Here is a 21,593-nt window from a genome sequence, read left to right as displayed (position 1 = left end):
AACAAAGCCGATACATACTGCGCCAGTTGAAGAGTCGGTAGCCGGCTCTGGCCAAGTGCAGGAGGTAGTGTCATGGCGGCAAGTCTGAAGCTCGTAGAGGACAAGAAAGTGAACGCAGACCGCCAGAAGGCATTGGACGCCGCGCTCGCACAGATCGACCGCGCATTCGGCAAGGGTTCGGCGATGAAGCTGGGCCAGAAGGAAGCCATGCAGGTGGAATCGATTTCCACCGGCTCGCTCGGGCTCGATATCGCGCTGGGCGTGGGCGGTCTGCCCAAGGGCCGGGTAGTCGAGGTCTATGGTCCGGAAAGCTCGGGCAAGACCACGCTGGCGCTGCATGTCATCGCCGAAGCCCAGAAGGCGGGCGGCACGGCCGCTTTCGTCGACGCCGAACACGCGCTCGACCCGGTCTATGCCAAGAAGCTGGGCGTCGACATCGAAGAGCTGATCGTTTCGCAGCCCGACACGGGCGAACAGGCGCTCGAGATTACCGATACGCTGGTCCGCTCCAACGCGATCGACGTGCTGGTGGTGGACTCGGTCGCTGCGCTGGTCCCCCGCGCCGAGATCGAAGGCGAGATGGGTGACAGCCATGTGGGGCTGCAGGCCCGCCTGATGAGCCAGTCGCTGCGCAAGCTGACCGGTTCGATCAACCGCTCCAAATGCATGGTGATCTTTATCAACCAGCTGCGCATGAAGATCGGCGTGATGTACGGTAACCCCGAAACCACCACCGGCGGCAACGCGCTCAAGTTCTACGCCTCGGTCCGCCTCGACATCCGGCGCACCGGCCAGATCAAGGACCGCGACGAAGTGATCGGCAACGCCACTCGTGTGAAAGTGGTCAAGAACAAGGTCGCTCCGCCGTTCAAGCAGGTCGAATTCGACATCATGTATGGCGAGGGGATCTCGAAGATCGGTGAGATTCTCGACCTCGGCGTCAAGGCGGGCGTGGTCGAGAAATCGGGCAGCTGGTTCAGCTACGACAGCGTCCGCATCGGCCAGGGGCGCGAGAACGCCAAGAAGTTCCTTACCGAAAACACCGAAATGTGTGCCAAGTTGGAAGCCGCAATTCGCGGCCGCACCGACGAGGTCGCCGAAGAGATGATGACCGGTCCGGACGCGGACGAGGACTGAAGTCTCTTCAAGCGGGAGCGCGTCGGCCTTCATCCCCTGGCCGGCGTCCCAGCCGGACTGTCCCCCGGCGCTCCCGACAGAACGGAAAGCCGGTGCGCGCCGCTCGATGGCCGCACCGGCTTTTCCGCTTTTCGGCTGGCGACAGGTGCGCGGCAGCGCCCTAGGGTGCGCGCGAATCGCCGAATAGGGGAGCTGCCATGTCGATTACCGTCCATCACCTCAACAACAGCCGCTCGCAGCGGATACTCTGGCTGCTGGAAGAGCTGGGCGCGGATTACGACATCGTGTCCTACCAGCGCGATTCCGAAACCAATCTCGCGCCCCCCGAACTCAAGCAGGCGCATCCGCTCGGCAAATCGCCGCTCATCGAGGATGGCGACACCTGCGTCGCCGAAAGCGGCGCGATCATCCAGTATCTGTGCGAACGCCATGGCGGCGCGGACTGGCTTCCCGCACATGATAGCGAGGCGCACGTCCGGCATCTCGAATGGATGCAGTTCGGCGAAAGCAGTTTCTTCGTGCCCGTGATGCTGAAGATCTACGCGGGACGCCTCGGTGATGCCGCTGCCCCGCTGATGCCGCGCGTGGAAGAACAACTCGCCGCGCATGTCGCTTATGTCGAAGAGCACATTTCGGATGATCTGCATTTCTGCGGCGAGGGCTGGTCGGCATCGGATGTGATGATGAGCTTTCCTGCAGAAATAGCGGTGATGCAGGGCTATGCGGAGAAGGCGCCCAAGCTGGCACGCTTCGTCGAGGCGGTTCATGCGCGGCCCGCATGGCAACGCGCGCGCGAACGCGGCGGGCCCTATTTCATCTGGTGACGCGCCAATCCACCAAGGGTTGCAATCGCGTGGGCATCACCACAGAAGGCGGCGCGCTGCTGGTCAGTGCTATGGAAATTTCGTGACGGGACAGTCTATGAGAATTGCCGTTTTTGGGCTTGGCTATGTGGGCCTCTCCAATGCGATCATGCTCGCGCAGCACAACACGGTAGTCGGCTGCGATATTTCGGCCGATCGCGTTGCCATGCTTTCACAAAGGCGATCGCCCATCGAAGATGCACTGGTCGAGCAGTATCTGCTGCACGATGATCTCGATCTTTCCTTCACCACCAACTTCGAGAAGGCTATCGCTGGAGCGGACTTTGCGATTGCTGCAGTGCCGACCAATTACGATGTCGAGACCAACTTTTTCGATACGTCAGCGGTCGATGCGGTGATTGAGCAAGTGCTTGCCGCCACTGAGCGGACAGTGATCGTCATCAAGTCGACCGTTCCGGTGGGTTATGTCACCGAGGCACGAGCGCGCTTCGCCAGCGACCGGATCGTCTTCAGTCCCGAGTTCCTGCGTGAAGGCAAGGCGCTGTACGACAATCTCCATCCTTCGCGGATTATCGTCGGCGAACGATCCGAACGCGCGCAGCAGTTCGCCGATCTGCTGCTGCAGCCCGCGCTGGAAGATGATGTTCCGGTTCTGCTCACCAATGCCGAGGAAGCCGAGGCGATCAAGCTGTTCGCCAACACCTATCTCGCCATGCGCGTCGCCTTCTTCAACGAACTCGACAGCTATGCGCTGTCGCGCGGGCTCGATACCCGGCAAATCATCGAGGGCGTCGGTCTCGATCCGCGCATTGGCGGACACTACAACAACCCGTCCTTCGGCTATGGCGGCTATTGTCTGCCCAAGGATACCAAGCAGCTGCTGGCAAATTATTCGGAAGTCCCGCAGAACCTGATCCGCGCGATCGTCGATGCCAACCGTACCCGCAAGGATTTCCTCGCCGATCGCATTGTAGCCGAGAAACCCAAGACGGTCGGCATCTACCGTCTCGTCATGAAAGCCGGGTCAGATAATTTCCGTCAATCCTCGATCCAAGGCATCATGAAACGAGTTAAAGCCAAGGGTATCGAGGTGATCGTCTACGAACCGGTGATGGACGAGGACAGCTTCTTCGGCAGCCGCGTCGAGCGCGATCTTGGCACTTTCAAGGCAGAGGCGGATGTGATCGTAGCCAACCGGATCGATGATGCGCTCGAAGATGTCCGCGACAAGGTTTTCACGCGCGACCTGTTTGGTGCCGACTGATGGCCGAACAACGTACAGCTCTGATTAGCGGCTCGGCGGGTTTCATCGGTTATTTCATCGGCAAGCGACTGCTCGCCGACGGTTTCCGCGTTGTCGGCATCGACTCACTGTCCGACTACTACGATCCGAACCTGAAACGGCGACGCCAGGCGGAACTGCTTCAGAACGCCGGCTTTTCTGCGACGAACGAGCCGATCGAAACGCCAGGCCTCCTGGCCGATCTCTTTGCCGAACATCGGCCCGACGTGGTCGTCCATCTCGCAGCGCAGGCCGGGGTGCGCTATTCGATCGACAATCCGCGCAGCTATCTCGAAAGCAATCTGGTCGGTACCTTCGAACTGCTCGAGGCGGCCCGCGCGCATCCGCCGCAGCACATGCTGCTCGCCTCGACCTCATCGGCCTATGGCGCCAATACCGAGATGCCCTATCGCGAGACGATGAAGGCCGATCACCAGATGTCCTTCTATGCCGCGACAAAGAAGGCGAGTGAGGCCATGGCGCATTCCTACGCGCATCTCTTCGGCCTGCCGGTGACCATGTTCCGCTTTTTCACTGTCTACGGGCCGTGGGGCCGGCCCGACATGGCGCTGTTCAAGTTCACCCGCGCGATGCTCGCGGGCGAGAAGATCGACGTGTACAACCACGGCGAAATGATGCGCGACTTCACCTATGTGGAGGATCTCGTCGAAGCGGTCCGGCGGCTGATCGACACTCCGCCCGTACGGCCCACTGCGGCCGAGGACATCGCCGAAGGCGACAGCCTGTCGCCGGTCGCGCCGTGGCGGGTGGTCAACATCGGCAATTCGCAGCCGGTCCAGCTCGTCGACATGATCGCCGCGATAGAAGACGCGCTGGGTATCAAGGCCAAGCGCAACTTCATGCCCATGCAACCGGGCGACGTCCCCGCGACCTGGGCCGATGCCGAGCTGCTGCGATCGCTCACCGGCTACGTTCCCGGCACCGATATCCGCGAGGGCGTGAGGCGCTTCGTCGCGTGGTATCGCGATTACTACCAGATCTGAGATGCAATGACCGATCAATCCGAATGGACCGGCAAGGTCGGCAATGTCTGGGCCGAGGAATGGCAGCGCACCGATCGCAGTTTCGGACCGCTGACCCAAAAGCTGCTCGCGGCCGCGCGCAGCGGACCTTTCGCACAGGCACTCGATATCGGCTGCGGCGCAGGCGAGATCAGCCTGACACTCGCTGCTGGCGCGCCATCCTCGCATGTACTCGGCGTCGATATCAGCGACGATCTGCTGCAGGTCGCACGGGTGCGGGGCCAGGATCGGCCCAATCTTCGCTTCGAATTGGCCAATGCCGCAAACTGGCATGCGGGCGCGGCGGAAAGGCCTGACCTGGTCGTCTCGCGCCACGGGGTGATGTTCTTTGCCGATCCCACCGCGGCCTTCACGCACATTGCCGGCCAGGCGGCCCCCGGGGCGCGGCTCGCCTTTTCCTGCTTCCGCGAACGCGCCGACAATATCTGGGCGCGCGAACTGGCATCGATCGCGCCGTCGGGCGAAGAACCGGCGCCCGACCCCGAAGCCCCCGGGCCGTTCGCATTCGGGCGGCGTGAACGGACCGAGACCCTGCTCGCGCAGGCCGGGTGGACCGATATCGCGTTCGAAGCGGTGGATTACGGCATGGTCGCCGGCGAGGGCGCAGAGGCGGTCGCCGATGCGCTGTCCTATTTCCAGCGCATCGGGCCGGTCGCCCGCGCGGCAGCGACGCTGGAGGCTGCTCCGCGCGCGACAATGCTGGCGAAGCTGGAAGCACTGCTCGAAGCCCATCACCGCGATGAACAGGTGTCCTTGCCCGCGGCCTGCTGGATCGTGACTGCCCGCGCACCCGGTTGATCGTCTCTCATGCACAGTCTGGCCGGGCATTCGCGCTTGTCGCCCGCGCGCCGATTGCCTAACTGCCCGGTCATGACTTCGACCAACGACATCCGCCGCAGTTTCCTCGACTATTTCGCACGCCACGAGCATGCCGAAGTCGCCAGTGCGCCGCTCGTCCCCTTCAGCGATCCCACGCTGATGTTCGTCAACGCCGGCATGGTGCCGTTCAAGAACTCGTTCACCGGGCTCGAAACCCCGCCCGCGCCGCGCGCCACCAGCGCGCAGAAATGCGTCCGCGCCGGGGGCAAGCATAACGATCTCGACAATGTCGGCTACACCGCGCGGCACCACACTTTCTTCGAGATGCTCGGCAATTTCAGCTTCGGCGACTATTTCAAGGAGCAGGCGATCCTGCATGCCTGGACGCTGCTGACCGAGGAATGGGGCCTCGACAAGGACCGGCTGCTGGTCACCGTCTACCATACCGATGACGAGGCCTTCGACCTGTGGAAGAAGCTGACCGGCTTCGCCGACGATCGCATCATCCGCATCCCGACGAAGGACAATTTCTGGGCGATGGGCTCGGACGGCCCCTGCGGGCCGTGTTCGGAGATCTTCTACGATCACGGCGACCATATCTGGGGCGGCCCTCCGGGATCACCCGAGGAGGACGGCGACCGCTTTGTCGAGATCTGGAATCTCGTGTTCATGCAGTTCACGCAGGAAAACGACCAGATCGTCGGCGACCTGCCCAAGCCGAGCATCGACACGGGCATGGGGATCGAACGCATCGCCGCAGTGATGCAGGGGGTGCACGACAATTACGACACCGACACCTTCAGGAACCTGATCGCGGCGAGCGAGGGGCTGACCGGAGTGAAGGCCGAAGGCGAGAGCACCGCCAGCCACAGGGTCATCGCCGATCACTTGCGCTCGACCAGCTTCCTGATGGCCGATGGCGTCCTGCCTTCGAACGAAGGCCGCGGCTATGTCCTGCGGCGGATCATGCGCCGTGCCATGCGCCATGCACACCTGCTCGGCGCGAGCGAACCGCTGATGCACCGTCTCGTGCCCGCTCTCGTCACCGAGATGGGCCAGGCCTATCCCGAACTGCAACGCGGGCAGGCGCTGATCGAAGAGGTGCTCGAACGCGAGGAAACGCAGTTCCGCCGCACGCTCGACAAGGGCCTCAAGCTGCTCGACGAGGCGACCGGCACGATGGGCGAGGGCGGGACGCTGGACGGGCAGACCGCGTTCAAGCTCTACGACACCTATGGCTTCCCCTATGATCTGACGGAAGATGCGCTGCGCAGCCGCGGCATCACCGTCGACAAGGACGGCTTCGATGCGGCGATGGAGCAGCAGAAGGCGGCTGCCCGGGCGGCGTGGAAGGGTTCGGGCCAGTCGGCCAGCGAAGAGGTCTGGTTCGATATCGCCGATGCGCAGGGATCGACCGAGTTCACGGGCTACAATTCGACCACCGGCGAAGCCGAGGTCGTTGCGATCGTCAAGGACGGCGCGCAGGTCGATTCGGCCGGGACCGGTGACGAGGTGGTCGTTCTGACCAACCAGACGCCGTTCTATGGCGAAAGCGGCGGCCAGACCGGGGATGCCGGGCGGATATGGACGCCCGAAGGCTTCGAATTCGCAGTCGAGACCACCAACAAGCCGCTGGGCCGGCTGCACACGCATGTCGGCAGGATTGCCGGCGGTTCCGTCAAGGTCGGCGACGCGGTCCACCTGGAAGTCGATGCCGAACGGCGCGACCGGATCCGGGCGAACCATTCCGCGACGCACCTTGTCCATGCAGCGCTGCGCAATCGCCTCGGCGATCATGTCACGCAGAAGGGTTCGCTGGTTTCCGAAGACCGCTTCCGCTTCGACTTCTCGCATCCCAAGCCGCTCGGCGATGACGATATCGCGGCGATCGAGGTCGAGGTGAACGAGGAAATCCGTGCCAACGAACAGGTTGGCACACGGCTTATGACACCCGACGATGCGGTGGCTGCGGGCGCGCTGGCGCTGTTCGGCGAGAAGTATGGCGACGAAGTGCGTGTCCTCTCGATGGGCCGCACGGTCGGCGAAGGGCGCAATTATTCGGTCGAGCTATGCGGCGGTACGCATGTGAAGGCGACCGGCGATATCGGCCTGTTCAAGATCGTTTCCGAAAGCGCGGTCAGTTCGGGTGTCCGGCGGATCGAGGCGCTGACCGGCGAAGCAGCGCGCAAATGGCTTGTCGCGCGCGACGAAGCGGTGCGGGTCATCGCGGGCGCGCTCAAGACTTCGCCCGACGAGGCGCCGGCGCGCGTCACCGCACTGGTCGAGGAACGCAAACGGCTCGAGAAGGAACTTGCCGAAGCCAAGCGCGCGCTTGCGCTCGGTGGCGGCGGCGCGAGCGAATCCGGCCCCGCCGACGAAGAAGTCGGGGGCGTCACATTCTCAGGTCAGGTGGTTGAAGGGCTTAATCCCAAGGACCTGCGCCCGCTGCTCGATGAGGCCAAGGGCCGGATCGGCTCGGGCATCGCCGCTATCTGTGCGGTCAATGATGGCAAGGGCGCCTTTGCGGTGGCCGTTACCGACGATCTGACCGAACGCTTCAGCGCGGTCGATCTGGTGCGTGCCGGAGTCGAGGCGCTGGGCGGGAAGGGTGGCGGCGGCCGCCCGGACATGGCCCAGGGGGGCGGTCCGGACGGTGCCAAGGCCGACGAAGCTATCGCCGCGGTGCGCGGCAAACTCTCCGCCGGATAGGTTGCTTAGCTACGGTTGCGCGATTTGCGGCCGACTTCGGACTGGCTGCCGCGCGGGAGGTCCTGACCGCCCGTGTCGGCGGGCTTGTCGGCATTGGCAGTCGGCGGTTCGACCGTGCTTACCGGATCCTGCACGTTCTGCGGTTTGAACTTCTCGCTGTTCGGCGTCGGCTTGGTGGGGTCGGGGTTGCTCATGTCTTTCTCCTTTGCCCCACCAACGCATGGGCCAGCCGGAAGTTCATGAATTCCGCAAGGCGTCCGGATCGAGCGCGGCAAATACCTGCCTGACGTCGGATTGGGCCTTCGCAATGCGGGCCGATTTGCGCAGCGTCTCGCGCGACGCGGCTATTTCCGCCAGTTCAGCCTGGAGCGCTTCGAGCCGGACGGTCGTGTCCGGGTCGGGCCCGCTGGCGAGCGCGCGACTTACCAGGAAGGCCAGATCGCTCACCGGGCGCATGGCGAGGAATGTCTCGATCATCGGCCCCAGCAATTCCCGGTCGTCGCGCCAGTCGCGCCCTTCGAACAGGGTCTGGACGACATGCTGCCCCGCGCCGAAGCATTCGAAACGGAGGCAGCCGGCAAAGCCCTGTTCCGCGCGGTCCGCATAGATCGTACAGAGACCGTCATGACCAAGCTTGGGGCAGGGCTGGCCCGCTTCCTTGGCGGCGGCAAAACCCGGCATGTTCTCGGAAGGGTAGGCGATACAGCACAGCGCTGCGCAGCGTGTGCAATCCGAACTGGATTCCAGCCTTGTGGCCATCGGCTAAGCCTCGGTCGTACTGGTCCGCAGCTTTGGCTTGTAGGCCAGCGCGCCTTCCTGCTCGATCTGTCCGCGGAACTCGTCGCGCTTCTCGTGGATCGAGGCGATCACCGGGCCCATTGCGACGCCGATATCGACCAGCACGGCCTCGGACAGCTGCAGCGAGCTTTCGAGCGTTTCGGGTACCGCGTGGCTCGCGCCTGCGCGGTAGAGCTGGGCCGCATGCTGGACGTCGCGCGCACGGCACACGATCAGCAGGTCGGGATGTTCGCGGCGCAGCTTGGCGACAAGGCGCTGCACGAGAACGGGTTCGTCCATCGTCAGCACCACCGCCAGCGCGTTCTCGATACCCAGCCGGTCCATCGAATCGCCGCGCGCGGCATCGCCGAAAGTCGCACGGAAACCGCCGCGCTTGGCGCTTTCGATCAGGTCCGGGTCGGCATCGAGCGCGATATAGGGCTTGTCATGCGCGGTGAGCATCTGCGCGACGAGCAGGCCGACACGGCCCGCGCCGACGATGATCACGCGGGGTTCGTCGGCCGTATCCTCGGGCAGTTCGGGGACGGGTTCGACCCGTCGGGCGATGACCCGGCCGAGACGCGCAAGCAGCGGGGTGACGGTCAGGCCGATCGCGGTGACGATCTGCCAGAACTGCGCGGTACCGGGCTGGATCAGCAACGCCGAGCTGGCCGCTGCCAGAATGATCAGCGTCGTTTCGGACGGGCTGGCCATGAGAATGCCGGTTTCCGCCGCCGTGCTGCGCCGCGCACCCATCATGCGCAGCAACATGCCGGTCACCAGAGCCTTGAAAGGCAGGATCAGCAGCACCGCGGTCGCGATCAGGCCAAAATTCTCCCAGATCGTCTGGAGGTCGATGCTCATGCCCACGGTGATCAGAAAGATTCCGAGCGCGAGGCCCTTGAACGGCTCCATGATCGTTTCGACTTCGGCGTGGTATTCGGTCTCGGCAATCAGCAGGCCCGCGATCAACGCGCCGACGATCGGCGACAGTCCGACCGCCGCGGTGGCCAGGCTCGCGCCGATCACCACCAGCAGCGACGCGGCAAGGAACAGTTCGGGGCTCTTGGTGCGCGCAGCCTGCCCGAACAGCCGGGGCAGGGCGAAGCGGCCGAGGATCATCATCGCGGCGATGACCAGCCCGCCCTGCCACAGCGTGGTGAGCATGCCTTCCCAGCCTTCGCCCGCGGCATTGGGGGCCATGGCGCCGAGGAGGAAGATGATCGGCACGATCATGATGTCCTCGAACAGCAGCATCGACAGCGCTGCCCGGCCGACCGGTGAATGCGTGCCGGCAATCGGCAGCACGATGGCGGTGGACGAGAACGCCAGCGCGAAGCCCAGCGCCAGCGCACCGGTCCAGAACTGCCCCATCATCGACAGGGCGATCGCCAGCGAGCTGCCGATCACCAGCAGCTCCATCGCGCCGAGTCCGAAGACCAGCTTGCGCATCTGCCACAGCCGGTTGAAACTCAGCTCGAGCCCGATCGTGAACAGCAGCAGGATGATGCCGAATTCGGCAAAGGGTTCCAGCGCCTCCGGATCGGATATCGTTATGTGATTGAGCCAGGGGTGCTCGAACACCAGCCGCCCGAGGCCATAGGGCCCCACGAGGATGCCGATCAGGATGAAACCGATGATCGGCGTCACGCGGAAGCGCGTGAACACCGGGATCACCAGGCCGGCCGCGCCGAGGATGACCAGCGCGTCGGATACTGCCGGACTTGCGAATTCAGCCGATGCCATGGGACCTTCCGTAACCGCGCCGTGTCAGGCTGTCACGAAGCGATCCGCGCTAACCCCCACCCGGATGAGCGGGGCCGAGCGGTTCACGGCGCGGGCGGGGCTTGCCCGGGTGCTTGCCGTCCTCGTCCCATTCAATCCGGTAGAGGTCGAAACGACGATCGGCGAGATTGCGCACCGTCCCTTCGGCGCGCGCCCAGCTGAGATCGGCGAGATTGATGTCGCTGATCGTCAGCGTCTCGACATTCTCGCTCGCCTCGGCGGCGATTCCGTCGCGGGCGAAGGGGAAATCGCAGGGCGTCAGGATACAGCTCTGCGCATATTGGATATCCATGTTCGCGACATTGGGCAGGTTACCGACATTGCCGCTGAGCACGACGAAGCACTGGTTCTCGATCGCGCGGGCCTGTCCGCAATAGCGCACGCGCAGGTAGCCCTGGCGGCTGTCGGTGCAGAAGGGCACGAAGATGATTCGCGCGCCTTCGTCCGCCAGGCGCCGCGACAGCTCGGGGAACTCGCTGTCGTAGCAGATCTGCACCCCGATCGGGCCGCAGTCGGTCTGGATCACTTCGACCTTGTCGCCGCCCTTGATGTTCCACCAATAGCGCTCGTTGGGGGTGGGGTGGATCTTCTCCTGCGCATGCACCGCACCATCGCGCAGGCAGACGTAAGCGACATTGTGGATGTCGCCATCCTCCATCCGCGTCGGATGCGAACCGGCAATGATGTTGATGTTGAACCGCATCGCCATCTCGGAGATGTCGTTACGCAGCCGCGGGGTATACTCGGACAAGCGCTCGATTGCCTCGACGGGCGAGAGTTCCTTCTCCTCGAAGCTCAACAGCATAAGCGTGAAGAGCTCGGGAAAGACGATGAAGTCCGCCTCGTAATCGCTTGCGACATCGACGAAATATTGCACTGCACGCATGAACTCGTCGTAGTCGGCCACCTGGCGCGCCTGCAGCTGGCAGGTCGCGACACGCACCGCTTCGACCCCGCGGGGCAGCCGCTGCTTCACCGGTTGGTCGCGCTCGACATAGGGGTTGCGCCAGACCATCAGCACCGCATTCGCCATCGAGGCCTTATCCTCGGGCAGGTAGCCTTGCATGATCCGCTCGGGTTCGAACCCGTTAGCCAGCTGGAAGCGCAGCACGGGGTCGTGCAGCTTGCCCTCGACGATCTTGTCGAGGTACTCCTGCGGGCCCTCGACCCGTCGGCGGAACCGGCGGTAATTGGGCATACGGCCGGCAAATACGATCCCGGTCAGGTCCTTTTCTTCCGCCAGCGCACGCCGTTCTTCGTAAAGCCGGCGCCCGATGCGCACGCCGCGCACCTTGGGATCGACGCACATTTCGTAGCCGTAAAGCCAGTCGCCGGTCGGATCGTGGCGGCTGCCGTAACCATTGCCGGTGATCTCGTCCCAGTCGTGCGGCTGGAAGGCGAGCGCTTCGGCCAGCTGCATGGTCGCGCAATAGCCAACGATCTCGTCGTCGAGCAGCGCGACGAAGCAGCCTTCGCGGAAATTGTTGATCTGGCCGCGGATCTCGCCGTGCGTATAGGCAGGCATGTCCTCGTACACCCGGCGCACGAGATGCGCGATGCCGGGAATGTCCTTGATCATCGCATTGCGCACTTCGAGCCGGCGCTGGCCGAACTTCTCGGTGCCCTTGCGCCGCGAGATGCGCTTTTTCTGTGGCGGTCTGGCCATGGTGATTCCTGTCTGTTTGAGCGGCCCATACGACAAGACCGGGGCCGGCGTCACGCCGATCCCGGTCTCTTACGTCAATCGCTGGGCAATGACGAAATGGGTCGAAGGCTTCAGGCCTGCTTGGCCATTTCCTTCTCGAGGTTCTCGACGATCGCTTCGAAGAACTGCTCGGTGGTCATCCAGCTCTGGTCCGGACCGATCAGCAGCGCGAGATCCTTGGTCATCTTGCCGCTCTCGACGGTCTTGATGCAGACCTTTTCCAGCGTCTCGCCGAACTTCACGACTTCAGGCGTGTTATCGAAGCGCCCACGATAGATCAGGCCCCGAGTCCAGGCGAAGATGCTGGCGATCGGGTTGGTGCTGGTTGCCTTGCCTTCCTGGTGCTGGCGATAGTGGCGGGTAACCGTGCCGTGCGCGGCTTCGGCTTCCACGGTCTTGCCATCGGGCGTCATCAGCACGCTGGTCATCAGGCCAAGCGAGCCGAAGCCCTGCGCCACCACGTCAGACTGGACGTTGCCGTCGTAGTTCTTGCAGGCCCACACGAACTTGCCGCTCCACTTGAGCGCGGCGGCGACCATGTCGTCGATCAGGCGGTGTTCGTAGGTGATGTTCGCTTCGGCGAACTTGTCCTTGAATTCGCTTTCGAACACTTCCTCGAACAGATCCTTGAAGCGGCCATCGTACTTCTTGAGAATGGTGTTCTTGGTCGACAGATACACCGGCCAGCCGCGGTCGAGGCCGTAGTTCATGCAGGCACGCGCGAAGTCGCGGATGCTGTCGTCGAGATTGTACATCGCCATGGCGACGCCCGAGCTCTGGAACTCGTAAACGTCGAGATCGATGTTCTCGCCATTCTCGCCTTCGAAGACAAGGCGCAGCTTGCCGGGGCCGGGGATTAGCGTGTCCTTCGCGCGGTACTGGTCACCGAAAGCGTGACGGCCGACGACGATGGGATCGGTCCAGCCGGGGACGAGGCGCGGAACGTTGTCGATCACGATCGGCTCTCGGAAGACCACGCCGCCGAGGATGTTGCGAATCGTGCCGTTGGGGCTGACCCACATTTTCTTGAGGTCGAATTCCTCGACGCGGGCTTCGTCGGGGGTAATCGTGGCGCATTTTACGCCCACGCCATATTGCTTGATCGCATTGGCCGCGTCGATCGTGATCTGGTCATCGGTTTCGTCGCGCTTCTCGATCGAAAGGTCGTAATACTTAAGGTCGACGTCGAGATAAGGCAGGATCAGCCGCTCGCGAATCCACTGCCAGATGATTTTCGTCATTTCGTCGCCGTCGAGTTCGACGATCGGGTTCGCAACCTTGATCTTCGCCATGGGTATCCTGTTCGTTCGATAAAGTGTTGCGCGCGCCATAGCAGAGCGATGGCCGAGGGCAAGGGACCCGGGCCGGCTTCGACCGCAGTGGCTGCGTGAATAGGATTGCCGGCGAATCGCGTTGGCGGTTCGTGGCCGCTCATTCTACTCTAGCGGCCATCCCGAAGCGTGCGACTCGAGAAACGCTTTCGGAGCGCGCACGAAAAAACCGGCCGCGAAGCAAACCTCCGCGACCGGCTCTTTAAGTTCTAAGACTAACTTAGACGCTTACGGGGGTGTCGTCGTCGTCATCGGCAGCGATGATGACGCCGGCAACCACAGCGATGCCCGCCAGAATGGCGATGATCAGGCCAGCGCCGCCCAGTTCCGAGGTGTCCTTAGCCGAAGCCGACGAACGCTCGACGGCAACCGGAGCAGCCGAAGCAGCAACCGGCGCGAACGCCATAGCAGCGGCCGAAGCCGAAATGAGAATCTTCTTCGCAATCATCTTGTTCTCCATTGTGAATTCAGTTTCTTAACCGACACGCACATTTGACGCGCCGGCCGCGCCCGTATTCGTTCCCCCACCTAAATGATGAGATTGCTGGCCGCAACCCCCTTTTAGGCTGGTTGCTACTCAGATGAGTGAATGCTGCTCCTTCGATGCTATTGCGCCACAGTGCCTTTTGTTGAAGAGGTCACGACTGGAGCAGCCGGAGCGCCACATCTCATGAATTGCTTATCCTGACGAGCAGGAGCGCTTGAGGATGGGGGGCTTAAGGTATGGCCGTCCCTTGGTAAGCGCATCTCCGCCTCATCAGCTAGCGGGTTGCCGGGCGGCCAGTCATCATTGAGGTAGCCCACCGAGCTCCGGATGGGTTCAGGTTTGCCTTCTTATGAGGCGCGCTTTAAGGGCTTCGAGGACTGGATTCTCGGTTCTCGGCCAGGTCGTCGAGGACGTAAGTTGCACTTTCGGCAAAGGACAAGAAATGCTGTCGGATTCGACGATACTTGTAACAGGTGGCACGGGGTCTTTCGGGCACGCATTCGTGCCAATGACTTTAGCGCGTCATAATCCCAAAAAGATCATTATCCTTTCGCGAGACGAGATGAAGCAGTGGGAGATGGCGAAACTTTTCAAGGACGATCCTCGAATTCGTTTTTTCCTTGGTGATATTCGTGATCGAGAGCGACTCTATCGTGCATTAGATGGGGTCGATTATGTAGTTCATGCGGCTGCGACCAAGATTGTTCCAACAGCTGAGTATAACCCGTTTGAGTGCATCAAGACCAACGTCATCGGCGCGATGAATTTGATCGATGCGTGTATCGACAAGCGAATCAAGAAAGTTGTGGCCCTATCCACGGACAAGGCCTCGTCGCCTATTAATCTCTATGGGGCATCCAAGCTCGCATCCGACAAATTGTTTGTGGCAGGTAATGCGTATTCGGGGGGGCATGACACGGCTTTCAGTGTCGTTCGCTATGGCAATGTTATGGGTTCGCGTGGGTCCGTCATTCCCTTCTTTATGTCGATCCGAGATACTGGCGTTTTGCCAATCACCGATGCGCGGATGACTAGGTTTATGATTTCTCTGGAGCAGGGCGTCGAACTGGTCTGGCATGCCTTCGAAGACATGATCGGAGGCGAAATATATGTGAAAAAGATACCCTCGATGAAAGTAACTGATGTTGCTCAGGTAGTGGCGCCCAGTGCTCGTCAAGAAATAATTGGGGTGAGGCCTGGTGAGAAGTTGCACGAGCAGATGATTGGTATCGAAGATGCGCCTTTTACCTTCGAGTACGACGAGCATTTTAAGATCCTTCCGTCAATCAACGATTGGGCGACTTCTCAGGAACGGATCAAAGATGGGCGGAAGGTGGACGCCGATTTTGTCTATTCGAGCGAGACTAATGACGAGTGGATGAGGCAAGATGAGCTTCGAGCATGGGTCGAGCGAAATAAAGAGAAGCTGGGTGCTTTCTGATGATCCCCTATGGACGCCAGGATATTTCGGAAGCGGATGTCGAAGCAGTAGTTCGTGCTCTAAAGTCTGACTTCCTTACCCAAGGCCCCATGGTGCCGCGGTTCGAGGAAGCCTTGGCTCACAAAGTGTCTGCTCGGCATGCGATTGCCGTTAACTCTGCAACTTCCGCTTTGCACATAGCGGTGTCTGCTCTCGGATTGGGTAAGGGGGATCTGCTTTGGACGTCCCCAATTACTTTCGTTGCTTCGGCGAACTGTGCGCGGTATGTTGGTGCGGACGTCGATTTTGTTGATATTGATCCCGACACATTCAACATGTCGCCTCAGGCTCTCGCTTTTAAGCTAGAGGAAGCTAAGGCGGCCGGTCGATTGCCGAAGGTAATTGTACCTGTCCATATGGGCGGCCAGTCAGCGGCCATGAAAGAGATATCTGATCTGGTACGTCCACTCGGGATACGGATACTCGAAGACGCTAGTCACGCTATCGGAGGTGAGTATGAAGGGCTTCCAGTCGGCGCAGGTCTGTATTCAGATGTAACAGTTTTCAGCTTCCACCCGGTGAAGATCGTGACTACGGCGGAGGGCGGGGTGGCTGTCACCAATGACGAGCAGTTGGCTCAGAAAATGGCTCTCCTTCGAAGTCATGGCATTACCCGAGATCCGGGCCAAATGACCCAGTCTCCCGATGGTCCGTGGTACTACCAGCAGATCGAACTAGGCTGGAACTATCGCATGACCGAGCTGCAAGCAGCACTGGGCTTCAGTCAACTCGACCGATTGGACCAATTCGTCGACCGACGAAACGCGTTGGCTGATCGCTATGATGATGAGCTCACTAAGCTTCCCCTCGCTCTGCCAGGCCGACAGGCGCAGACGAGGTCATCTTTCCATCTCTATATAATACGGCTCTTAAATCCTGCTTCTGATCAGCATCGTTTGGTTTTTCAACGTTTACGAGACGAAGGGATAGGCGTGAACATCCACTATATCCCGGTACATTTGCAGCCCTACTATCGCGACTTGGGGTTTGATGTGGGAGACTTCCCCGTGGCGGAAGAATATTACTCTCGTGCAATTAGTATTCCGCTTTACCATTCTCTCGATGACGTGGAGCAGAGCAAGGTCATAAGCGCCGTTGCATCAGCAGTTTGTGATGAATAGCTCGACCGAAAGTGTGGTCGTAATTCAGGCTCGGACCGGATCAAGACGTTTGCCAGCCAAATCGCTTTTACCTCTTTCGGGGATGCCAATGGCGATTTTGGCGGCAAAGCGAGCAGCGAACACTGGTAGTAGAGTGATCTTGGCTACCTCAAGGGAAAGCGCCGATGACGCGCTAGCGAAGGAGGCTGCCGACCATGGTGTCGAGGTCTTCCGCGGCTCGCTTGACGACGTTCTAAGTCGGTTTTTATCCGCCATTGCTGATTATTCAGACGATGCTGTGATTATTCGGCTGACAGCCGACAATCCGGTACCGGACGGTGCACTGATCGACGAGGTAAAGCGTGAATTCCTCGATCGGGGACTGGAGTACATCACGACCACAGATCCCGCATCCGGACTTCCGTATGGTGTGAGTATCGAGATGACCCGGGCACGTTGCCTCCGCGCAATCGCACGCGATGCGGCGGGCTCCGCGAGAGAGCACGTCACAAGTGGCGTGATTTCCCGATATGGCAGCGAACCATTTTTGGGACGCAGTGCGTTGAAATTGAGTGGGTATCGCGTCACGGTGGATTCTCTCGACGACTACATGACCTTGAGGGACGTGTTCGAAGGCGTACCGAATGCGGAGTATGCGTCATGGTTGGATTTAGTCGAGGCGGCGAAGACCGGGCCGTACCAGCCTTCGTCCCAGCGCCCTGTGCCGAAAATCGTTATGGGTACCGCGCAGTTAGGTCTCGATTACGGAGTTTCGCGGGCGAAATTAGGCACTGACAGCGAACGAGAGTTCATGATCAAGCGCGCAATTGGAGAAGGTGTTTCTGCCGTTGATACCGCACGTGTCTACGGGACCAGTGAAGCCGTCATTGGGCGGGTGCTGGCTGAAGGGTGGGGAGGGCGGTTCGAGGTTATCACGAAACTCGATCCGTTGGTGGGACTTTCTGCGCAAAGTCAGGAATCAGAGTGGCGTCTTGCCACGGAGTGTTCGGTATGGCGATCTTGCGTGGCATTGGGTCTGGAGCGCCTGGACACGTTATTGGTGCACCGTGTTCAGCACCTGACCGTCGCCGGCGGCGCGGTGTGGTCGCAGCTATGCCGAATGCAACGAGAGGGCGTAATAGGAACTTTAGGTGCCTCTGTTCAAACGCCGGACGAGCTGCAACTGGCTCTTTCTACTGAGAATGTCGATCATATTCAGCTGCCTTGCAACCTGGTGGATCATCGTTGGAAACGTCATATTCCGCAATTGATTGCAGCGCGCCAAGAACGTGGTTTGCGCGTCCACGTTCGAAGTATTTTCTTACAAGGACTTCTACTCTCCCGCAATCCTGGCGATTGGGCGAGGGCGCATGTCCATCAACCTGAAGGTATATGGTCCTGGATGGCTAAAGCCTTAGCCCATACTCGTCGTCAGAACGCGGCGGACCTCTGTATGGCTTGGGCGCAGGCTCAGGAATGGATCGACGGGATTGTCGTTGGTGCCGACAATCTTACTCAGCTTACAGAAAATCTCGAATTAGCTCGAAACCCAGCGCTGACCGCGGAGGAGCTCGATTACGTCGATGCTTCACGCCCTCAGTTGGCACCAGAGACGGCCGATCCGTCACGCTGGCTGGCAAGGTAAAACAGATGCAACCACGCGGTAAATCGCTGTTCTCGCTTACGGGCAAGAGTATATTGGTAACTGGGGCATACGGATATCTGGGGCGCGCGATGGTCAGCGACTTGGCCCGGGCCGGTGCTCATGTATTCGTGAACGGAAGAAGCCCCGAGAAATGTCTAGCAATGGCGGCAGAAGTAAGAGAACTTGGCTTCTCGGCGAGCGCGGCGGCATTTGACGTTACCGATGATGAGCAAGTTGCGCGTTTTTTCGAAGACCTCGATGGCGCTCCATTAGATGGCCTCGTCAACAATGCATTCTCTGGCCGAGGCGGAACGATTGAGACGCTAACGGAAACGGCCTACGGTGAGGCTTACGAGGTGACAGTGACCTCTGCGCACCGTTTGATAAGGGCAGGCCTTCCTAATCTTCGACAAGCCGCCGCTCAATCTGGGTATGCCTCGGTCGTCAACGTTGCTTCGATGTATGGTTTGGTTAGCCCAGTTCACCGAAATTATGGACACCCTGATCAAACCAACCCGCCATCATACGGAGCGGCTAAAGCAGGCTTGATTCAGTTCACCCGATACGCCGCGTGTGAGTTTGGTCACGAGTTTGTCCGCATAAATGCTTTGGCCCCCGGTCCCTTCCCATCCGACGTAGTGCGGGGAGCGGACCCAGGGTTTGTCGATCGGCTGGCCCTAAGCGTTCCGATGCGCCGAGTTGGAGATGCACAAGAATTGAGCGGCCCTGTCATTTTCCTGCTTTCGGAGGCATCATCGTTCGTAAACGGGGCCATCCTGAGCGTCGATGGCGGCTGGACGAGTTGGTGAGCGGCCAAATGCATGTCGTGTTCCGATGTGACGCTTCTTACCAAATCGGTAGTGGCCATGTTATGCGTTGCCTTGCACTCGCCGATGCTCTTAGCGAGCGCGGTTCATTTTGCACGTTTGTAACGCGAAGCCATCCAGGCAATTCGAATGATCGAATTGTCGATCACGGTCATGGGCTTTATGTTCTGGATGCGGTCGCTGCCGCAAAGCGTCAGCTCGGGTCAGAAATCGATTATGCAAGCTGGCTCGGGCAACCTCAGTCAATTGATGCAGAGCAGACTAAAGATATTGTCGACCAGATTTGTCCGGACATGATCATCGTAGATCATTATGCTCTAGATTATCTTTGGCACCGCAAGGTTGGCTCTGATCGCTCCTTAATGGTAATCGATGATCTCGCAAATCGTCGATATGAGTGTGACTTATTACTAGATCAAAATTTCGGGAGGGCTGTAACTGATTACGATGGCCTAGTAGCAGGCGGTACAAAGTGTCTTATGGGACCGACCTTTGCGTTGCTTCGCCCCGAATTCAAGGCAAACCGCCCGAAGAGCTTGGCTCGCCGCCGGGAAATCGCAAAGCCGATGAAGCTCCTCATCTCAATGGGGGGCACGGACATTGACAATAGCTCCGGTCGGATTTTGACGGTGCTTAGCAATTCGCCGATCCGAGATGAATTGGATGTAACAGTAGTCTTAGGCCATTCTGCTCCCAACAAGGACGCTGTTCGGGACCTCATTGCTAGGTCGCCAATCGATGCTAAGCTATTATCGGGCGTAGCCGAAATGGCCGCATTATTCGTCGATATGGATCTCGCGATCGGGGCGGCCGGAGGTAGCGTTTGGGAACGTTGCTGCTTGGGAGTGCCCAGCTTGCTCCTGAGTATCGCCGACAACCAAAAAGCTGCTGCGTTAGCGTTGGGCAATTCAGGCATCGCTATCGACTTGGGAGATTTGCGCGTTGCGGGATGGGAAAATCGACTTCTGGAAACTTTGGAAGATCTCCTTAGAAGTGATAAACTAGCGCGATTGTCGACGTCCGCCGCAGACCTTGTTGATGGCCGTGGATCGGCGCGCGTAGCTTCCCATATTATCTCCCGCCTGGTGCATGTACGCGAGGCCAAAATCAGCGATGCCAAGGTGGTTTGGGAGTGGAGGCACGCAGGCGGTGCTACCCAATTCTATAAGTCGGACTCGGTAGTACCTTACCAAGAGCACCTTGAGTGGTTTAGTGATGCGTTAGGAGACACCCAAAGGCTCATGCTGATTATTGAATTCGAAGGGAGTGCCGCGGCACACATTCGCTTCGACCTTAATGGCAAAGCACGCCGTACAGCAACAATAAGCATTTCGATTGCGCCCGAACTCCGAGGCCGCGGGCTTGCGCAAGCTTTCTTGATCGCGGGAATGGACTTCGCCGCCTCGAAGGGTTTCCGCGAGATCTGCGCTTTAGTCCACCGTCAAAACATAGCATCTTTCAAGCTTTTCGGCAGCTGCGGCTTTCGTGAAGGAGAGCGTGATGGGAAATTTGTAAAACTGTACAAGGCACTGGGTGAACATCAGCCCAATGTCACTGGAGCGATCGGATAATGGCAAACATTCTCGAAATAGCTGGCCAAAAGATTGGTGCCGACCATCGGCCATATGTTATTGCGGAGCTGTCAGCGAACCATAACGGACGAATCGATGCTGCACTGGAGTTGATAGCCGCGGCCAAGGCTGCAGGCGCGGATGCTATCAAGCTACAAACTTATCGTCCTGATACGATTACCTTAGATAGCGACCGTCCTGAGTTCATGATTAGTGGTGGACTGTGGGATGGGCGGCGTCTGTTCGATCTATATGAAGAGGCGCATACCCCGTGGGAATGGCACAAGGAACTGTTCGACACTGCTCGCGCGCACGAAATTACGATGTTCTCGTCGCCCTTCGACAATTCCGCAGTTGATTTGCTGGAGGACCTAGGAGCGCCTGCATACAAAATCGCGAGCTTCGAGGCAGTCGATATTGCGTTGATCCGGTACGTTGCGTCGACTGGCAAGCCAATGATCATTTCCACCGGTATGGCGGATGCGGATGAAATCGGTGAGGCTATCGATGCCGCCAGGGCGGGCGGGTGTCGTGAACTGGCGGTTCTGCATTGCGTGAGCGCATATCCTGCGCCGCCCGCTGACTACAACCTGCGAACCATTCCCGACATGATCAAGCGTTTTGGGGTGGTCGCTGGATTATCAGACCACACGATCGATAATACAACTGCTATAGCCAGCGTCGCGATGGGGGCACGAATTATCGAAAAGCACTTTACCCTAGATAGGAAAGGTGGTGGGCCCGACGATAGCTTCTCGCTTGAACCTGGAGAACTTGCCCAGCTATGTTCTGGTGTGAGGACAGCATGGGATGCGCTTGGCGAGGTCGATTACGGTCGTAAATCCAGTGAGTCGGGAAATGTGGTCTTCCGTCGCTCACTTTATGCTGCGAAAGATATTGCGAAGGGCGAAACAATCTCGGCCGAGAACATGAGGTCGGTTCGGCCTGGCTACGGGCTCGCTCCTAAGCACTACGACGAATTGATCGGGAGGGTGGCGGCGCGAGACATCAAGTTCGCCGAACCGATTGAGTGGTCATGTCTTGACCCAATTTAATACGTAACGATCAAAC

General features: G+C 59.9%; 18 protein-coding genes. 12 read left to right on the top strand and 6 right to left on the bottom strand.

Going from position 1 to position 21,593, the window contains the following annotated elements; genetic code table 11:
* Positions 1-72 precede the first annotated feature (72 nt).
* The 6 genes from recA to alaS all read left to right on the top strand — a co-directional run bounded on the left by recA (position 73) and on the right by alaS (position 7,814).
* Positions 73-1,137 (top strand): recombinase RecA, encoded by a 1,065-nt coding sequence (gene recA, locus SJY12_RS04455; RefSeq protein WP_348031896.1) that lies wholly within the window; start codon positions 73-75, stop codon positions 1,135-1,137.
* A gap of 197 nt (positions 1,138-1,334) precedes the next feature.
* Complete coding sequence (locus SJY12_RS04450) at positions 1,335-1,961, top strand: glutathione S-transferase family protein (protein ID WP_397506127.1); 627 nt, start codon at positions 1,335-1,337, stop codon at positions 1,959-1,961.
* Positions 1,962-2,058: 97 nt separating this feature from the next.
* Entirely contained in the window at positions 2,059-3,225 is a 1,167-nt protein-coding gene (locus tag SJY12_RS04445) for a nucleotide sugar dehydrogenase (RefSeq protein WP_397506126.1), read from the top strand.
* The gene (locus SJY12_RS04440) at positions 3,225-4,247 is read left to right on the top strand and encodes an NAD-dependent epimerase/dehydratase family protein (RefSeq protein ID WP_397506125.1); all 1,023 of its coding nucleotides are present in this window, start codon (positions 3,225-3,227) and stop codon (positions 4,245-4,247) included. The genes SJY12_RS04445 and SJY12_RS04440 overlap by 1 nt, the downstream gene beginning before the upstream one ends.
* A gap of 6 nt (positions 4,248-4,253) precedes the next feature.
* Complete coding sequence (locus SJY12_RS04435) at positions 4,254-5,084, top strand: class I SAM-dependent methyltransferase (protein ID WP_397506124.1); 831 nt, start codon at positions 4,254-4,256, stop codon at positions 5,082-5,084.
* A gap of 72 nt (positions 5,085-5,156) precedes the next feature.
* Positions 5,157-7,814, top strand: a complete 2,658-nt coding sequence (gene alaS / locus SJY12_RS04430) for an alanine--tRNA ligase (protein WP_397506123.1) — start codon at positions 5,157-5,159, stop codon at positions 7,812-7,814.
* Between the two features lie 5 nt (positions 7,815-7,819).
* Here alaS and SJY12_RS04425 read toward each other — a convergent pair whose 3' ends face one another.
* The 6 genes from SJY12_RS04425 to SJY12_RS04400 form a co-directional block, all read right to left on the bottom strand.
* A complete protein-coding gene (locus SJY12_RS04425; RefSeq protein ID WP_050601058.1) occupies positions 7,820-8,008 on the bottom strand; it encodes a hypothetical protein in 189 nt (62 codons plus the stop codon).
* Positions 8,009-8,051: 43 nt separating this feature from the next.
* Complete coding sequence (locus tag SJY12_RS04420; RefSeq protein WP_397506122.1) at positions 8,052-8,573, bottom strand: hypothetical protein; 522 nt, start codon at positions 8,571-8,573, stop codon at positions 8,052-8,054.
* Between the two features lie 3 nt (positions 8,574-8,576).
* Complete coding sequence (locus SJY12_RS04415) at positions 8,577-10,337, bottom strand: cation:proton antiporter (RefSeq protein WP_397506121.1); 1,761 nt, start codon at positions 10,335-10,337, stop codon at positions 8,577-8,579.
* A gap of 49 nt (positions 10,338-10,386) precedes the next feature.
* Positions 10,387-12,042: a bifunctional GNAT family N-acetyltransferase/carbon-nitrogen hydrolase family protein gene (locus tag SJY12_RS04410; protein ID WP_063505293.1), complete on the bottom strand. Its 1,656-nt coding sequence runs from the start codon at positions 12,040-12,042 to the stop codon at positions 10,387-10,389.
* A gap of 110 nt (positions 12,043-12,152) precedes the next feature.
* Positions 12,153-13,373, bottom strand: a complete 1,221-nt coding sequence (locus SJY12_RS04405; protein WP_397506120.1) for an NADP-dependent isocitrate dehydrogenase — start codon at positions 13,371-13,373, stop codon at positions 12,153-12,155.
* Between the two features lie 259 nt (positions 13,374-13,632).
* Entirely contained in the window at positions 13,633-13,872 is a 240-nt protein-coding gene (locus SJY12_RS04400) for a hypothetical protein (RefSeq protein ID WP_263607112.1), read from the bottom strand.
* 469 nt (positions 13,873-14,341) lie between these two features.
* On the opposite strand from SJY12_RS04400, the gene pseB reads away from it, so the two are divergent.
* Genes pseB through pseI form a run of 6 tightly spaced genes read left to right on the top strand, consistent with a single transcriptional unit; the run spans position 14,342 to position 21,577 of the window.
* Entirely contained in the window at positions 14,342-15,340 is a 999-nt protein-coding gene (gene pseB, locus SJY12_RS04395; protein WP_397506119.1) for a UDP-N-acetylglucosamine 4,6-dehydratase (inverting), read from the top strand.
* Positions 15,340-16,500, top strand: coding sequence for a UDP-4-amino-4,6-dideoxy-N-acetyl-beta-L-altrosamine transaminase (gene pseC, locus SJY12_RS04390; RefSeq protein ID WP_397506118.1), 1,161 nt, complete (start codon positions 15,340-15,342; stop codon positions 16,498-16,500). Before pseB ends, pseC begins: the two co-directional genes overlap by 1 nt.
* Positions 16,493-18,124, top strand: a complete 1,632-nt coding sequence (locus tag SJY12_RS04385; protein WP_397506117.1) for an aldo/keto reductase — start codon at positions 16,493-16,495, stop codon at positions 18,122-18,124. The genes pseC and SJY12_RS04385 overlap by 8 nt, the downstream gene beginning before the upstream one ends.
* Before the next feature lie 5 nt (positions 18,125-18,129).
* Positions 18,130-18,933 carry an SDR family NAD(P)-dependent oxidoreductase gene (locus tag SJY12_RS04380; RefSeq protein ID WP_397506116.1) on the top strand — a complete coding sequence of 268 codons (804 nt, stop codon included), beginning with the start codon at positions 18,130-18,132 and terminating at the stop codon, positions 18,931-18,933.
* A complete protein-coding gene (pseG, locus tag SJY12_RS04375) occupies positions 18,930-20,522 on the top strand; it encodes a UDP-2,4-diacetamido-2,4,6-trideoxy-beta-L-altropyranose hydrolase (protein ID WP_397506115.1) in 1,593 nt (530 codons plus the stop codon). The genes SJY12_RS04380 and pseG overlap by 4 nt, the downstream gene beginning before the upstream one ends.
* Positions 20,522-21,577, top strand: coding sequence for a pseudaminic acid synthase (pseI, locus tag SJY12_RS04370; protein ID WP_397506114.1), 1,056 nt, complete (start codon positions 20,522-20,524; stop codon positions 21,575-21,577). The genes pseG and pseI overlap by 1 nt, the downstream gene beginning before the upstream one ends.
* Positions 21,578-21,593 lie beyond the last annotated feature (16 nt).

Source organism: Qipengyuania sp. R86523, from assembly GCF_044596365.1.
GTDB lineage: Bacteria > Pseudomonadota > Alphaproteobacteria > Sphingomonadales > Sphingomonadaceae > Qipengyuania > Qipengyuania citrea.
The sequence above is the reverse complement of the archived record's forward strand: the minus strand, read 5'-3'. Positions and strand labels throughout refer to the sequence as shown.

Bases quoted from the DNA above. Each gene is read 5' to 3' on its own strand.
- alaS (WP_397506123.1), top strand. From the start codon at position 5,157: ATGACTTCGACCAACGACATCCGCCGCAGTTTCCTCGACTATTTCGCA.
- SJY12_RS04410 (WP_063505293.1), bottom strand. From the start codon at position 12,042: ATGGCCAGACCGCCACAGAAAAAGCGCATCTCGCGGCGCAAGGGCACC.
- SJY12_RS04420 (WP_397506122.1), bottom strand. From the start codon at position 8,573: ATGGCCACAAGGCTGGAATCCAGTTCGGATTGCACACGCTGCGCAGCG.
- SJY12_RS04405 (WP_397506120.1), bottom strand. From the start codon at position 13,373: ATGGCGAAGATCAAGGTTGCGAACCCGATCGTCGAACTCGACGGCGAC.
- SJY12_RS04385 (WP_397506117.1), top strand. From the start codon at position 16,493: ATGAATAGCTCGACCGAAAGTGTGGTCGTAATTCAGGCTCGGACCGGA.
- SJY12_RS04450 (WP_397506127.1), top strand. From the start codon at position 1,335: ATGTCGATTACCGTCCATCACCTCAACAACAGCCGCTCGCAGCGGATA.
- pseB (WP_397506119.1), top strand. From the start codon at position 14,342: ATGCTGTCGGATTCGACGATACTTGTAACAGGTGGCACGGGGTCTTTC.
- SJY12_RS04380 (WP_397506116.1), top strand. From the start codon at position 18,130: ATGCAACCACGCGGTAAATCGCTGTTCTCGCTTACGGGCAAGAGTATA.
- SJY12_RS04415 (WP_397506121.1), bottom strand. From the start codon at position 10,337: ATGGCATCGGCTGAATTCGCAAGTCCGGCAGTATCCGACGCGCTGGTC.
- SJY12_RS04400 (WP_263607112.1), bottom strand. From the start codon at position 13,872: ATGGAGAACAAGATGATTGCGAAGAAGATTCTCATTTCGGCTTCGGCC.
- SJY12_RS04440 (WP_397506125.1), top strand. From the start codon at position 3,225: ATGGCCGAACAACGTACAGCTCTGATTAGCGGCTCGGCGGGTTTCATC.
- SJY12_RS04435 (WP_397506124.1), top strand. From the start codon at position 4,254: ATGACCGATCAATCCGAATGGACCGGCAAGGTCGGCAATGTCTGGGCC.
- SJY12_RS04425 (WP_050601058.1), bottom strand. From the start codon at position 8,008: ATGAGCAACCCCGACCCCACCAAGCCGACGCCGAACAGCGAGAAGTTC.
- pseC (WP_397506118.1), top strand. From the start codon at position 15,340: ATGATCCCCTATGGACGCCAGGATATTTCGGAAGCGGATGTCGAAGCA.
- recA (WP_348031896.1), top strand. From the start codon at position 73: ATGGCGGCAAGTCTGAAGCTCGTAGAGGACAAGAAAGTGAACGCAGAC.
- pseI (WP_397506114.1), top strand. From the start codon at position 20,522: ATGGCAAACATTCTCGAAATAGCTGGCCAAAAGATTGGTGCCGACCAT.
- SJY12_RS04445 (WP_397506126.1), top strand. From the start codon at position 2,059: ATGAGAATTGCCGTTTTTGGGCTTGGCTATGTGGGCCTCTCCAATGCG.